We start from the raw sequence: 14,175 nt of genomic DNA on the forward strand, positions 1-14,175 counted from the left end.
CTGCCGACCGCCTCGCGCGGTTCCCAGGAGGGGAGCCTGCGACTCAGAAGTGGGTGCCGCCGTCGATGCGCACCTCGGTGCCGGTGATGAAGGCGCCGTCGGCGCTCGCGAGCATGGCGACCACGCCCGCCACGGACTCGGGGCCCGCGAAGCCCTGGCCGATGGCCGGAGCGAGCTTCATGAACAGGCTCATGTCGGCGTCCTCAGGAAGGCCGGGGCCGCGGCTCTGCCCGCTCTGGCCGGATCCGTCGGTCATCCCCGAGGAGATGGACCCCGGCTGCACGGCGGTGAAGCGGATGCCCTGCTTGGCGTACTCCGCGGCCAGCGCGTGGGTCATCGACTGCACGCCGCCCTTGCTCGCGGCATAGGCGGCCATGTACGGGTGCGCGAACATCGCGGAGGTGGAGCTGAAGTTCACCACGGCGGCGTCGCGGCCCTCGAGCAGCGCGGGGATCGCCTCGCGGATCATCAGGAAGGTGCCGACGAGGTTCACCTGGATGACCTGCTGGAACTGGTCGAGCGTGGTCTCGGCGGTGTGCGAGGAGCGCAGGATGCCCGCGGCGTTCACGAGCACGTCCAGGCCGCCGAGAGCCTCGACGGCCGCGGCGACGCCCGCGGTCACGGAGGCCTCGTCGCCGATGTTGACCTCGATCGCGGTGAGGCGATCAGCGGCGTCTCCCGCCTTCGCGACGGTGTCCGCGAGACCGGCGGCGCTCACGTCGGCCGCCACGACGCGCCCGCCTTCGGCGAGCATGCGCAGCACGGTGGCCTGACCGATGCCGGATCCGCCGCCGGTGACCAGAGCGCGGCGACCTTCATAGCGGTTCATGTCGAATCCTTCTTCCTTGGAAGTCCTGTCGTGCCTGAGTGGCACAACGTGTCATATTGACACATAACACCATGAAACGGAAGATATTCCCGTACCCTCGGAGCATGCAGACCCGCACCGGACTCATGTCGCGACGCAAGGCGGCGACGGCCGGCGAGATCGCGACGGAGGCGGCGCGCCTGTTCTCCGAGCGCGGTGTCGCCCAGGTGACCGCGGCGGAGATCGCGGAAGCCTCCGGGGTCTCGCTGCGCACCTTCTACCGCTACTTCCCGACCAAGGAGGATGCGGTCGCGCCGGTGCTCGAGATCGGCGCCGCACGCTGGCGGGCCGCACTCCAGGAGGCCGAGGACGAGCCCGAGGTCGCGATCCCCGTGGTGCTCGCCGCGCAGCTCACCCCGGAGACGCCGGAGGACGCCGAGGAACTGGCCCGCATGCGCCCCCTGCTGCGCGCGCTCGCCGAGGACCGCGAGCTCAGGGCCGTCTGGCATCGCGTGAACCACGAGTCCGAGGAGCGTCTCGTCGCGCTGATCACCGAGCGCGGCGAGCGCGACCGACTCGCCGCCCGCGTGCTCGCAGCCGCGGCGACCGAGGCGATCCGGATCGGGCTGGAGGAGTGGTCGCGCTCGACGTCCGGGGTGCGCGGGGCGGGATCCCCGGCCGCGCTCGCCGCCCGCGCGTATGAGGCGCTTGCGCCGCGGCGCTGAGCGCTTGTCCTGCGCGGACGATCACGAAGGCGCCGGCCCGCGGCCGCGCGCGGGATCCTAGGCTGGAGTCATGACGATCCCCGGAATCCTGCTCAACGACGGCCACACGATCCCTCAGCTCGGATACGGAGTCTTCAAGGTCGATCCCGCCGACACCGAACGCGCGGTCAGCGAGGCCCTCGAGATCGGCTACCGCCACATCGACACGGCGGCCATCTACGGCAACGAGTCCGGCGTCGGTGCGGCCATCGCGAAGAGCGGCATCCCCCGTGACGAGCTGTTCGTGACCACCAAGCTGTGGAACGACCGTCACGACGGCGATGCGCCGGACGCCGCCATCGCGGAGAGCCTGGAGAAGCTCGGCCTCGACCACGTCGACCTGTACCTCGTGCACTGGCCGACCCCCGCCAAGGACAACTACGTGCACGCCTGGGAGAAGGTCGTCGAGATCCGCGACCGGGGACTCGCCCGCTCCGCCGGCGTCTCCAACTTCCTCGTGCCCCACCTGGAGCGCATCGTCGCCGAGACCGGCGTGACGCCCGCGGTCGACCAGATCGAGCTGCACCCCGCGTACCAGCAGCGCGATGTCGGCTCCTGGGCGCGCGACCACGACGTGAAGATCGAGGCCTGGGGTCCGCTCGGCCAGGGCAAGTACGACCTGTTCGGGATCCCCGCGGTCGCGGACGCCGCGGCGGCGCACGGCAAGACCCCGGCGCAGGTCGTGCTGCGCTGGCACCTGCAGAAGGGCAACATCGTCTTCCCGAAGTCGGTGCGCGCCGAGCGCCTGAGGGAGAACCTCGACGTGTTCGACTTCGCGCTGAGCGACGTCGAGTTCGCGGCGATCTCGGCGCTCGACCCGGGCGATGGATCCGGTCGCGTCGCCTCGCACCCCGACGAGGTCAACTGACCCTGACCAAGGTGGACCCCGCCCGGCGTAGCGTGAAGTCATGAGCAATCGCCTCGCCGGCACCGGCAGCCCCTACCTGCGCGCGCACGCCGACAACCCGGTGGACTGGTATCCCTGGGGCGAGGAGGCGTTCGCCGAGGCTCGCCGTCGCGACGTGCCCGTGCTGATCTCGATCGGGTACTCGACCTGTCACTGGTGCCATGTCATGGCGCGCGAGTCGTTCCAGGATCCGGCCACGGCCGAGGCGCTGAACCGCGGCTTCGTGTCGATCAAGGTCGACCGCGAGGAGCATCCCGAGGTCGATGCCGCCTACATGGCGGCGGCCTCGGCGTTCACGCCCGATCTGGGCTGGCCGCTGACCGTCTTCGCCACGCCGTCGGGTCGCGCCTTCCACGCCGGCACGTACTTCCCGCCCGTGGCACGAGGGCAGATGCCGGCGTTCGGCACCGTGCTCGCGGCCGTCCGCGAGGCGTGGACCGACCGGCGCACCGAGGTCGAGGATCTGGCCGGCGCGGTGGCCGACGCCCTGGAGTCCTCGGGGGCGGCGGAGCCCTCGCCGCTGCCGGACGAGGCCGCGCTCACTGCCGCGGCGGACGAGATCGCCGGCCGGGAGGATCGGCGATACGGCGGTTTCGGCACGGCGCCGAAGTTCCCCGTCGCCACGACCCTGCGATTCCTGCAGGCGGAAGGGCGCACCGACGTCGTGCAGCGTGCTCTCGACGCGATGGCCGCGTCGGAGCTCCGCGACGAGGACGGCGGCTTCTTCCGCTACGCCACGCAGCAGGACTGGGCCGTGCCGCACTACGAGCGCATGCTCATCGACAACGCCCAGCTGCTCGAGGTGGCGATCGATGCGGAGCGCCCCGAGGTGGCGCGCGGCATCGCGCACTTCCTGATCACCGTGCTGCAGCGCCCCGACGGCGGGTTCGGCGCGGCGCAGGACTCCGAGTCGGTGATCGACGGGCAGCGCAGCGAGGGCGGCTACTACCGTCGCCCGGTGGCGGCACGGGAGGGCCTGCAGCCGCCCGCGGTCGACGGCAAGGTCATCACCGGCTGGAACGGGCTCGCGATCGGCGCGCTGGCCCGCGCCGGCTCCGTCCTCGGTGAGCAGGCCTGGATCGACGCGGCCGCGCGCGCCGCGGAGACCGTGCTGCGCGTGAACCGCGATGCGGCGGGGCGTCTCGTGCGCACGTCCCTGGACGGCGAGCCCTCCGCCGCCGTGGCGACGGACGCCGACCTCGGACTGCTCGCGGACGGCCTGTTCGCCGTCGCGCTGGCCACGGGCGATGCGCGCTGGGCGAACCGTGCGCTCGAGGTGCTCGCTGCGGAGGCGGACGCCGATCCGGTGCTCGCCGCCTTCGCGATCCCCACGGCCGCAGACGGCGGCGACGGCGACCTTCCCTCCGGGGCGTCCGCGCGGGCGGCCGCCGAACTCACCGCGTGGCGGCTCGGGGCGGGGGAGGAGCATCGCGAGCGCGCTGCCTCCCTCGTTGCAGCCCGCGCGGGCCAGGCGTTGCGCCACCCGTTCGGATCCGGCGCGCTGCTGCGTGTTGCGGCGGGGCTCGCCCGCCCGCCACGGCAGATCGTCGCCGTGACCTCGGAACCGCGCGGACCGCTCGCGACCGCGGCGCGCGCCGCCGACGCCGACCTCACCGCGGTGCTGAACCCGCGGCAGGTGCGCGCCTTCGCCGATGCGGGCTTCGCGCTCTTCGAGGCGCGGGACGGCGTCGACGGGGTGGTGCACGACTGCCGGGGCTTCGTCTGCCTGCTGCCGGTCGCGGATCCCGCGCTGGTCGCTGTCGCGCGCTGACGGCAAGATCGGCGACTGCTGTACATTCTGACCAGGCAGATCGCGCGACAAGGCGGCAGGCTGTGCGAGATGCGCAGGCCTCGCTGATCCGTTTGTCCAGCGATCCCGGCCGCGGATACAGTGGCCGGATCCCCGGCGACGTCGCCGCTCCGGCCCTGCCGCCCGACGCGCCTCCCCGGCCAGAACGAACGCAGCAAGGACGCCTCGACGATGACCCTCCCTGTCACCACGCCCCCGGCCACCCCGCCGACCAACGCGCGCCTGGACGCCGTTCCGGCCTACAAGCAGGGGCGCTCCGCTCCGGCCGGCGCCTCGAAGCTCTCCTCGAACGAGTCCCCGCACCCGCCGCTGCCGTCCGTCGTCACGGCGATCGCCGAGCGGCTCGGATCCATCCACCGCTACCCGCAGATGGCGGCGCCCGAGATCATCGGCCGCCTCGCCGAGCGCTACGGCGTCGACCCCGCGCTCGTCACCGTCGGCGCCGGATCCGTCGAGCTCGCCTCCCAGCTCATCCACGCGACGGCGGGCGAGGGCGACGAGGTCATGTTCGCCTGGCGCTCCTTCGAGGCCTACCCGTCGCTCGTGCGCATCGCGGGCGCGACCCCGGTCATGGTGCCGCTCGACGCCGAGCACCGGCACGACCTCGACGCGATGCTCGCGGCCATCACGGAGCGCACGCGCCTCATCTTCGTGTGCAACCCGAACAACCCCACCGGCACGGTCGTGGGTCCCGAGGAGCTCGAGCGGTTCGTGGCGGCGGTGCCGCGCGATGTGCTGGTCGTGATCGACGAGGCCTACGTGCACTTCGACGGTTCGCCCTACTTCGCCGACGCGCCCGGCGCGACCGATCCGGAGCGCGGCGCGGGCCTCGAGCTGTTCCGCCGCTACCCGCACGTGGCCGTGCTGCACACGTTCTCCAAGGCCTACGGGCTCGCGGGCCTGCGGATCGGCTACGCGATCGCGCCCGCCGAGATCGCGACCGCTCAGCGCAAGGTCGCCGTTCCCTTCGGCGTCACGGACCTGGCTCAGGCGGCCGCTGTCGCGTCCCTCGATGCCCAGGACGAACTCGCCGTGCGCATCGCCGAGGTCACCGCCGAGCGCGACCGTCTGCACGACGTGCTCGTCGCCGCGGGCTGGCCCGCGGTGCCCTCCGAGGCCAACTTCGTGTGGGTTCCGGCGGGGGAGCGCTCCGTCGAGCTCGACGAGCTCCTGCACGGAGGCGCCGTCGTCGCCCGCACCTTCCCCGGCGAGGGCGTGCGGATCTCCGCCGGATCCGCCGAGGACATCGACCGTGTCGCGGCGGCCCTCGCCGCGGGCGTGACCCCGAGCTCCGCTCACCCCACTGCTGCCGTTCGCAAGGAGGCGACCGCATGACCACCGAAGTCCCGCTGACCACGACCACCACGAAGGGCCTGCATCCCGGGCTCACCCGCCGGCAGATCTCCATGATGGGGCTCGGCGGCGCGATCGGCGCCGGCCTGTTCGTCGGATCCGGCCAGGCGATCGGCATCGCCGGACCCGCCGTGATCGTGTCCTACCTCGTGGCCGGCACGATCGTCGTTCTCGTCATGGCGATGCTCGCCGAGATGGTGGCCGCGAACCCCTCGTCGGGCGCGTTCAGCTCCTATGCGCAGAAGGCCATGGGCCGCAGCGTCGGCAGCGCGGTCGGCTGGCTGTACTGGATCCAGCTCGTCGTCGTGATCGCGGCCGAGGCCACCGGCGCGGCCGGCATCGTCGCGCACCGCTTCCCCGGGCTCCCCGAATGGGCGTGGGTGCTGCTCTTCGTGCTCGCCCTCACGGTCGTGAACCTGCTCGGCGTGCGCAACTACGGCCGTTTCGAGTTCTGGTTCGCCGCGATCAAGGTCGCCGCGATCATCGCGTTCCTCGTCGTCGGCGTGCTCGCGATCGTCGGCCTGATCCCCGGCACCCCCGCCACCGGAATCGGCAACCTCGTCGACCAGGGCGGCTTCGTGCCCAACGGGATCGCCGGCATCGCCGGAGCACTGCTGATCGTCGTCTTCGCGTTCGGCGGCACCGAGGTCGTCGCGATCGCGGCGGCCGAGTCCGACGACCCGTCGCGCAACATCAGCCGGATCGTGCGCCAGGTGATGGTGCGGATCCTGGTGTTCTACGTCGGATCCATCTTCGTGATCGTCGCCGTGCTGCCGTGGAACTCCGAATCCGTGCTCGCCGGCCCCTTCTCCGCCGTGCTGGACACGCTGAAGATCCCCGGCGTGGGGCTGGTGATGGACCTCATCGTCATCGTGGCGCTGCTGTCCGCCATGAACGCCAACATCTACGGCGCCTCGCGCATGGCGTTCTCGCTCGGCGAGCGCGGCCTCGCGCCGCTCGCGCTCACCCGCACGAGCGCCGCCGGCGTGCCCCGCGTGGCCGTGCTGAGCTCGGTCGCGTTCGGGTTCGTCACCGTGATCCTGAACTGGATGTTCCCGAACCAGGTGCTGCCCGCGCTGCTGAACGTGGTCGGATCCACGCTGCTGATCATGTGGACGGCGACAGCGCTCGCGCAGTTCATCCTGCGCCGGCGCGCCGACGCCGAGGGCACGCCGCTGCCGATGCGCATGTGGGGCTTCCCGTGGCTCTCGATCGTCACGCTCGTGCTTCTGGCCGCCATCATCGTGCTCACGATGTTCGACGCCAGCGCACGCACGCAGCTGCTGCTCACGATCGGCCTCACGGTGGTGCTCCTCGTCGTGGCGCGCCTCACCCGCGGCCTGTCCCGTCCCGGAGTGCTCAAGGACTCCGCCGACGAGGTGTTCCGGAGCTGACGATGCGCATCGATGCCCTCGACGCGGCCCTGATCCGGCTGCTCACGGACGCGCCGCAGCTGCCCGTGCTGGAATGCGCACGGCGGCTCGGCGTGGCCCGCGGCACCGTCACCAGCCGTCTCGCGCGGCTGCACGAGCACGGCGTGATCGAGGGCATCGTGCCCCGCATCGACCCGCGAGGGTTCGGATACGCGCTCACCGCGTTCTGCCAGGTCGAGATCGACCAGAAGGTGGGCCACGACGACGTCGCAGAGGCGCTGGCGTCGGCGATCCCCGAGGTCGTGGACATGTACACGGTCACCGGGGCGAGCGACATGCAGCTGCGTCTGGTCGCGCACAGCGCCGAGCAGCTGCAGGAGGTGCTCGACCGGATCGCCCTGGTGCCCGGCGTCGCGCGCACCGCGAGCTCGATCGCGATGCGCACGCACCTCAGCGGCCGGGTGCTGCCGCTCGTGGAGCACGCGGCCCGGGGGTGATCTCCGGGCGGGGGTGAGCGGGATGCCGTTCCGGCATCGGCCTATTCGTCGTTCCCGGTCCAGCCCTTGTGCCGGAACCACCACCACATGATCGCGCCCGAGATCACCATGGATCCGATGCCGAGCAGGAAGAAGGACCACGGCCCGGACAGCACGTGCGCGATCGACCAGTCGAAGTTCATGCCGAAGAAGCCCGTGAGGAAGCTCAGGGGCAGGAAGATCGACGCGATGATCGCGAGCTGCTTCGACGTCTCTCCCTGACGGTTCGCGACCGTGGAGAGGTAGAGGTCGGTGCATCCCGAGACCATCTCGTGATAGCCGTCGATCTCGTCCGTGATCCGGATCAGGTGGTCGTAGATGTCACGGAAGTAGTCGTGGCTGTCGGCCTCGAGCCCCGCCAGATCCGTGATGACCTCGGCCTGCCGGGCGAACAGGTCCCGCATTGGGACGACGGCCCGGCGCAGCTTCAGCAGTAGGCGCTTGAGGCCGAACGTCTGCTGCAGCTCCTTGCGGCCGCCGCCGGCGACGATCGCGTCCTCGAGGCCGTTGATCTCCTCGTCCAGGTCGCTGAGGATCGGGAAGTAGCTGTCCACGATCACGTCGATGATCTTGTAGACGTAGTACCGCTCGGTCTTGGGCGCTGTGGAGTTCTCCAGCAGGGCGCGCACCTGGCGCAGATCCTGGAAGCGCTCGGAGTGCACCGTGACGATGAACTCGCCGCTGAGGTGGCAGTGCACCTCTTCCAGCGGGTGGTCGTTCTCGTCCTCGGGGTGCAATTCCACCGCGCCCTGCAGCACGAGCAGCGCTCCCTCGCCGTAGACGTCGAGCTTGGGGCGCTGCCCCATGCGCTGGGTGTCCTCGATCGAGAGTGGATGCCAGCCGAGCAGCGTGCCGAGCCGCTGGATCTCGTCCGCGCGGGGGGAGACCAGGTCGAGCCAGAAGAACTCGCCCTGCCCGCGCAGCTGCGCGATGAGGGTTTCGTCGATGCTGTCGAGGATGCGCATGTCAGATCCAGGTGATCATCCAGTTGTGCGCCTGCCAGAACCACCACGGCACGGGCAGACCGATCCAGAGCGGGTAGAAGAACGCGCTCAGCAGCACGATCAGCACCAGGATCACGGCCACCGTGCGCTGCCCGGACTGCCGGCGGTGCCGCGGATCGCTCCGCTTCCCGGCGATGTCGCGCAGCGCCAGCGCGAGCGCGAGGATCAGGAACGGGGCCATCACCACCGTGTAGAACTGGAAGATCGTGCGCTCCGGGAACGCCAGCCAGGGCAGGTAGGTCGCCGCGAGCCCGACGAGCGGGATCGCGTAGCTCCACGGCATGGGCGCGCGCAGCACCAGCCCGCGCACGAACCGCACGAGCAGATAGATCGTGGCGGCGACGCCCAGGTACCAGATCAGCGGGTTCGGGATCGAGGTGATGGTGCCGATGCAGTGATCCGTGCCGAAGCACGGCGCATCCTGCCCGCCGACCCAGAACGCGGTGGGACGGATCAGCAGCGGCCACTGCCAGGCGGGGCTCGCATAGGGGTGCGAGGAGGTCAGCCCGACGTGGAAGGCCAGGATGTCCGAGTGGTATTTGAACCACGACGTGAGCACGTTGTCGGTGATGTGGCGGTCGTAGCCGCCCGCGGTGAGGAACCAGCCGCTCCACGAGGCGACGTACACGGCCGCGGCGACCGGCACGAGCAGGACGAAGCTCGCGAGGCCCTGCCGGATCACGGCGTCGGTCGGCCACAGGGCGACCCCGGCGCGTCGGCGGGCGAGCGCGTCGGTGACCACGAGGTAGATCCCCGCGGCGGCGAGCACGTACGCGCCGGACCACTTCACCGAGGTCGCGGCGCCCAGGGCGACGCCCGCGGCGATCACCCACGGGCGGCGCCAGAACACGCGGCCCCACAGCGTCGGTTCGTCGCCGCGCTCATGCGAGGCGCGGTCCTCGAGCCGGGGCATGACCCGCTGCCGGTCGTACACGAGGAACAGCATCCCGAGCACGATGAAGAACGTGAGGATCCCGTCCAGCAGGCCGATCCGGCTGAGCACGATGCCGAGTCCGTCGACGGCCATCAGCAGGGCGGCGATGCTCGCGACCGTGACCGAACGGGTGAGGGCCTTGGCCAGCAGGTAGACCACGAGCACGGTGAGCGTGCCGATGATCGCGGTCGAGATGCGCCAGCCGAAGCTGGACCCGGGTCCGAAGACGGCGATGCCGAGCGCGATCAGCCACTTGCCGAGGGGAGGATGCACGACGAAGGCCGCGGTGTCCTCGAGCGCGCTCGTGTCGCCCTTCGCGAACATCTCGTTCGCGCCGGTGCGCCAGGTCCCCTCATAGCCCTGCACCCACAGCGACCAGGCGTCCTTGACGTAGTACGTCTCGTCGAACACGATCGTGTGCGGATGCCCGAGCCCCACGATGCGCAGCACCGCGGCGAGGAGCGTGATGAGGGTCGGCGCGAGCCAGGACACGAGCCGGAGCCGGGCCGGATCCCCGAGCCAGGCGTCCCGCAGGCGCTCCCAGGCGGTGGGGCGGCCGTCGATGCGAGCGTCGAGGCCGGGCAGCAGAGGCGCGGTCACCCGCTCAGCCTATGCTGGGGCGGGTGATCATCCTCGCGGCCACTCCGATCGGAAACCTGGGCGACGCATCCCGCCGCCTCATCGAGGTGCTGGAGAACGCGACGATCATCGCCGCGGAGGACACCCGCACCACGCAGCGCCTGCTGCAGGGGCTCGGCATCGAGAACCGCCCCCGGCTCATCGCGCTGCACGACCACAACGAGAAGGCCAAGGCGGCGGAGCTGGCCGAGGCGGCGGAGACCGAGGATCTGGTCGTGCTCAGCGACGCGGGCATGCCCACGGTCAGCGACCCCGGATACGGTCTGGTCGCGGCAGCCGCCGAGCGCGGCGTGACGGTGACCGTCATCCCCGGCCCGAGCGCGGTCGTCACGGCGCTCGCCGTGTCGGGCCTGCCCACCGACCGGTTCACGTTCGAGGGCTTCCTGCCGCGCAAGCCGGGGGAGCGCCGCTCCGCGCTGACCGCGCTCGCCGGCGAACCCCGCACGATGGTCTTCTTCGAGTCCCCGTCACGCCTCGCGGCGACCCTGGGCGACATGGCGACGGCGTTCGGCGTGTCCCGCCGCGTGGCCGTGTGCCGGGAACTGACGAAGCTCTACGAGGAGGTGCGCCGAGGCGGCGCCGCCGAACTCGCCGCATGGGCCGAGCAGGGCGTCAAGGGCGAGATCGTCGTGGTGGTCGCGGGCGCCGAACCCCGTGCGGTCTCCCCGGCGGACGCCCTGGCGCAGGTGCAGGCGCTCGTCGCCTCCGGCGTGCGTCTCAAGGACGCGTGCGCCGAGGTCGCCGCGGCCACCGGCCTCGGCTCCCGCGACCTCTACCAGGCCGCGCTCGCCGCACGCTGAGGGCGGACGCGCCGCGGGGTTCCGCTCACGCCCGGGGGTCCGCGCGCCCGCCCGTGGTTCGGCGCGCTGACCGTTCGGCGCGCCGAGTGTACGGGTTGTTGCCGGGTGCACGGGGTGTTTGCGCGAGGATCCCGTGCTTTCGACAGGATCCGGTGCGCTCGAGCTGCGCCCGCTGAGTGCACGGGTTCTTGACGCGACGTTTCCCGTGCGCTCGACAGGATCCGGTGTGCTCGGGCCGCGCCAGGCGAGTGCACGGGTCGTTGATGCAGACATGGTGTGAGGCCGGGCGCAGGCGAGGCGAGGCCACGGGTTGTTGCCGGGTGCACGGGGTGTTGACGCGAGGATCCCGTGCTTTCGACAGGATCCGTTGCGCTCAAGCTGCGCCCGCTGAGTGCACGGGTTGTTGCCGGTGTGCGGCCGTTGCCCGCGAGGATGGTGTGCCGCCCGCCGGGTGCACGGCCTGTTGTCGGATGCACGGGTTGTTGGCGCGAGGATCCCGTGCGCTCGACAGGATCCGGTGCGCTCGGGGCGCACCGGATCCTGGGGCGAGGTCACCGGCGCGGCGGCGGCGCGGGGGTGACCGCAGGGACGAGCGGCACGGGCACGCCGATCGTGGGCGGCAGCGTCAGCGAGGTGGGCGTGACGGGGATCATCACGGGACCGTTTCGACGACCGTCGTGGAGATCGCGCTCACATGCTGCGGCCCCGCTTCTCCTTGGGGCATCTCGCGCGCGCCGATCAGCTGACCCGTGTCCTGGTCGACGATGATCTCGCGGCGGCTGTCGCCGCGGTTCGGCTCGGATCGGCCGATCGCGACGCCGATCCGGCCGTCGAGGTTCGCTACGCCGGGCGTCGAGGTGGTGCCGGGGACGAGAGCCAGGGCCTCGAAGAGCCGCGCCCGCAGCAGCGCCGGAAGAGGGTAGGCACCGAGCACGTCCGTGATCCGCTTCCAGTTGTCCTCATCGCGCGAGGTGGATCCGCCCTGGTACTGGGCATCGAAGAAGGCGAGGGTCTCGGCCCCCGATCCTGTGGGGATGGCCAGGATCTCCCTCAGCTGCTCGGCCTGGGTCGGTCCGTTGAAGTCCGGGTAGGCGCCCGCGGCGCCACGACGCACTGTCGTTCCCAGACCACCGCCATGGAAGATCTGCACCCACTCGTCGTCGAGGTTCGCCGGGACGTACAGGTCGGTCGTCCGGACGCGATCCTGTTCGGTCTTCGCGGTTCCTTCGTCCTTCCCGACGAGGTAGCGCGTCTCGAGCTTCAGGTACTGTCCCGGGCCGGCGACAGGGTCGGGATCGGCGAGGGCCTCGGTCGCGGCCTGTCGCAGCACGATCGCCGCCGCGCTCGCCGCCTCCGGATGCGGCGGGGCGAGCACCCCGCCCACGACGGTCGCCGCCGCTGCGGCCGCCGCGACCGAGAGCCCCGCGGCGGCCCAGCGGATCGGGTGCCGGCGGCGCGGTGGGCGGTCGGTCGTCATCGGGGCGGCCGCGTTCATCGCGGTCTCGAGCTTCGCGAATGCCGGAGCGAGTCGCTCGGCGCCGGGCTCTGCGACGTCGTCACGCAGACCGCGGAGCAAGGTCAGGTCGTCCATTTTCACCCTCCTCAGGTGTGGAGCGGAGCAGGCGTCGCGCGCGGTTGAGTCGTGACTTCACCGTGCCGACAGGGATGTGCAGGGCTTCGGCGATCTCGTCGTACGAGAGCTCGGCCCAGGCGAACAGCAGCAGGCAGTCGCGGTCCCCGGTGGAGAGGCGTCGGATCCTCCCCGCCAGCCGGGCGACTTCGCGCTGGGCGTCCAGCGCGTCGTCCGGGTCGCCGGGGACGGCCTCCGCCTCCGGCACGCTGCGCTCCATCGCCTTCAGCACCCGCGCAGCGGCGATGCGGTGGCGGTGGATGAGGTTCGTCGCGATGCCGAACAGCCAGGGTCGGGCATCCTCCCGTGCGGGATCGAATCGTGCGCGGCGCTGGAACGCGATCAGGAAGGTCTCGCTCGTGACGTCGTCCGCGACCGCGTCACCGGCCCGTCGAGCCGCGTAGCGATGCACCGGTCCTGCGTACCGGTGGAAGATCTCGCCGAAGGCCGACGGATCCGTCACCGATCTCGCGATCACCGTGTTGTCGTTGTTCACATCCTGTATTCCTCGGAGGGGCGGATCGTGTTCACGATTCTCCAGGGTTCGGGCAGGACGGAGTGGCGGGGCGACGCCGGAGGCCGTGCCGGGCAGGATGCTCGACGTGGATGACGACGAGGTGGCGGCCGCGTACGACGCGCGCGCGGCGGAGTACATCGCGCTGATCGGGAGCGTCGATCAGATGGAGCGCGCCGACGTCGCCCGCATCGGCCGGTGGCGGGACGGCACGACGGGCGCGTTGCTCGATGCCGGATGCGGCCCCGGGCTGTGGACGGCGTTCCTGGCGGGCCAGGAGTCCACGGCGGATCCGAGCGCGGACCAGGAGCCCGGCCCGATCCCGGACCTCGCCGCGGGCGAGGGAACCGGTCGCGCATCACACCGCGAGGTCGTCGGCGTCGACCTGTCGGCCGCGTTCCTCGCCGCCGCCCGCGAACGGCATCCGGCACTGCGGTTCCTGTCCGCCTCGATGCGCGAGCTGCCGTTCCCGGACGGATCCTTCGGGGGAGTGCTGGCCTGGTACTCGCTCATCCACGTGCCGCCGGCCGAGCTGGCGGAGGTCGTCGCCGAGCTCGCTCGCGTGCTCGCGGTCGGCGGCCGGATCCTGATCGGCTTCTTCGACGGCGAGCCGCGGGAGCGGTTCGCGCACGCCGTCGCCCCGGCGTACTACTGGTCGGCCGAAGCGCTGACTCCGCTGCTCGAGAACGCGGGGCTGTGCGTGATCCGCTCGGAGCGCCGCGAGCGCGAACCCGGCGCCGCCGGCAGCGTCCGCCCGCACGGCGCGCTCGAGGCGGAGCGCATCCGTTGAGGCCGGTCAGCCGTGGCGGCCGGCCTGGTAGTTGTCGGCGTAGGTCTGCGTGTCGCCGATCAGCCCATCGCAGAACGCGGCGACATCCGGTCCGATGAGATCCATCGCGCCCTTGCCGTCCGCGACGCCGCCTTCGAAGAAGTCGACGAGGTCGCTCAGCAGATCGCCCTCCACGAGGGAGACCGGCCCGACCTTGAAGAGGTACTTCTGCAGCTCGTCGTAGACGATCCGGTAGTCCGGCGGCAGCGCCCGGACACGGGCCGTGTGTGCGCGCCACTGCCGCTTGCCCTCGATGATGTCCTGAATGCTCATG

Annotated in this window: 14 protein-coding genes; 8 read left to right on the forward strand and 6 right to left on the reverse strand. The window is 71.4% G+C overall.

Annotated features, from left to right (window positions below):
• Positions 1–43 precede the first annotated feature (43 nt).
• Positions 44–829, reverse strand: coding sequence for an SDR family NAD(P)-dependent oxidoreductase (locus ACIPY5_RS17080; protein ID WP_400972779.1), 786 nt, complete (start codon positions 827–829; stop codon positions 44–46).
• Positions 830–933: 104 nt separating this feature from the next.
• Between ACIPY5_RS17080 and ACIPY5_RS17085 the strand changes: the two genes are divergently transcribed.
• The 6 genes from ACIPY5_RS17085 to ACIPY5_RS17110 all read left to right on the forward strand — a co-directional run bounded on the left by ACIPY5_RS17085 (position 934) and on the right by ACIPY5_RS17110 (position 7,512).
• Positions 934–1,533: a TetR family transcriptional regulator gene (locus ACIPY5_RS17085; RefSeq protein WP_400972782.1), complete on the forward strand. Its 600-nt coding sequence runs from the start codon at positions 934–936 to the stop codon at positions 1,531–1,533.
• 70 nt (positions 1,534–1,603) lie between these two features.
• Positions 1,604–2,440 carry an aldo/keto reductase gene (locus ACIPY5_RS17090; protein ID WP_400972785.1) on the forward strand — a complete coding sequence of 279 codons (837 nt, stop codon included), beginning with the start codon at positions 1,604–1,606 and terminating at the stop codon, positions 2,438–2,440.
• A 40-nt stretch (positions 2,441–2,480) separates the two neighbouring features.
• On the forward strand, positions 2,481–4,250 hold the full coding sequence (locus ACIPY5_RS17095; protein ID WP_400972788.1) for a thioredoxin domain-containing protein: 1,770 nt from the start codon (positions 2,481–2,483) through the stop codon (positions 4,248–4,250).
• A gap of 210 nt (positions 4,251–4,460) precedes the next feature.
• The gene (locus tag ACIPY5_RS17100; RefSeq protein WP_400972791.1) at positions 4,461–5,624 is read left to right on the forward strand and encodes a histidinol-phosphate transaminase; all 1,164 of its coding nucleotides are present in this window, start codon (positions 4,461–4,463) and stop codon (positions 5,622–5,624) included.
• Entirely contained in the window at positions 5,621–7,036 is a 1,416-nt protein-coding gene (locus ACIPY5_RS17105; RefSeq protein ID WP_400972794.1) for an amino acid permease, read from the forward strand. The genes ACIPY5_RS17100 and ACIPY5_RS17105 overlap by 4 nt, the downstream gene beginning before the upstream one ends.
• 2 nt (positions 7,037–7,038) lie before the next feature.
• Positions 7,039–7,512 (forward strand): Lrp/AsnC family transcriptional regulator, encoded by a 474-nt coding sequence (locus ACIPY5_RS17110; protein ID WP_309341497.1) that lies wholly within the window; start codon positions 7,039–7,041, stop codon positions 7,510–7,512.
• Positions 7,513–7,553: 41 nt separating this feature from the next.
• Here the strand turns inward: ACIPY5_RS17110 and ACIPY5_RS17115 are convergent, their stop codons facing one another.
• On the reverse strand, positions 7,554–8,516 hold the full coding sequence (locus ACIPY5_RS17115) for a magnesium transporter CorA family protein (protein WP_400972797.1): 963 nt from the start codon (positions 8,514–8,516) through the stop codon (positions 7,554–7,556).
• 1 nt (position 8,517) lies between these two features.
• Positions 8,518–10,089, reverse strand: a complete 1,572-nt coding sequence (locus ACIPY5_RS17120; protein ID WP_400972799.1) for a dolichyl-phosphate-mannose--protein mannosyltransferase — start codon at positions 10,087–10,089, stop codon at positions 8,518–8,520.
• Between the two features lie 23 nt (positions 10,090–10,112).
• Between ACIPY5_RS17120 and rsmI the strand changes: the two genes are divergently transcribed.
• A complete protein-coding gene (gene rsmI, locus ACIPY5_RS17125; RefSeq protein WP_400972801.1) occupies positions 10,113–10,928 on the forward strand; it encodes a 16S rRNA (cytidine(1402)-2'-O)-methyltransferase in 816 nt (271 codons plus the stop codon).
• A gap of 652 nt (positions 10,929–11,580) precedes the next feature.
• Here the strand turns inward: rsmI and ACIPY5_RS17130 are convergent.
• Together ACIPY5_RS17130 and ACIPY5_RS17135 are read right to left on the reverse strand one after the other, a co-directional pair.
• Positions 11,581–12,519, reverse strand: a complete 939-nt coding sequence (locus tag ACIPY5_RS17130) for a CU044_5270 family protein (RefSeq protein ID WP_400972804.1) — start codon at positions 12,517–12,519, stop codon at positions 11,581–11,583.
• Positions 12,485–13,054, reverse strand: a complete 570-nt coding sequence (locus tag ACIPY5_RS17135) for an RNA polymerase sigma factor (RefSeq protein ID WP_400972805.1) — start codon at positions 13,052–13,054, stop codon at positions 12,485–12,487. Before ACIPY5_RS17135 ends, ACIPY5_RS17130 begins: the two co-directional genes overlap by 35 nt.
• Positions 13,055–13,160: 106 nt before the next feature.
• On the opposite strand from ACIPY5_RS17135, the gene ACIPY5_RS17140 reads away from it, so the two are divergent.
• Entirely contained in the window at positions 13,161–13,862 is a 702-nt protein-coding gene (locus ACIPY5_RS17140) for a class I SAM-dependent methyltransferase (protein ID WP_400972808.1), read from the forward strand.
• Between the two features lie 6 nt (positions 13,863–13,868).
• Here the strand turns inward: ACIPY5_RS17140 and ACIPY5_RS17145 are convergent, their stop codons facing one another.
• A complete protein-coding gene (locus ACIPY5_RS17145; RefSeq protein WP_400972811.1) occupies positions 13,869–14,174 on the reverse strand; it encodes a DUF1048 domain-containing protein in 306 nt (101 codons plus the stop codon).
• Between the last annotated feature and the right edge of the window lies 1 nt (position 14,175).

Source organism: Microbacterium sp. NPDC089698 (assembly GCF_044749045.1).
Lineage (GTDB): Bacteria > Actinomycetota > Actinomycetes > Actinomycetales > Microbacteriaceae > Microbacterium.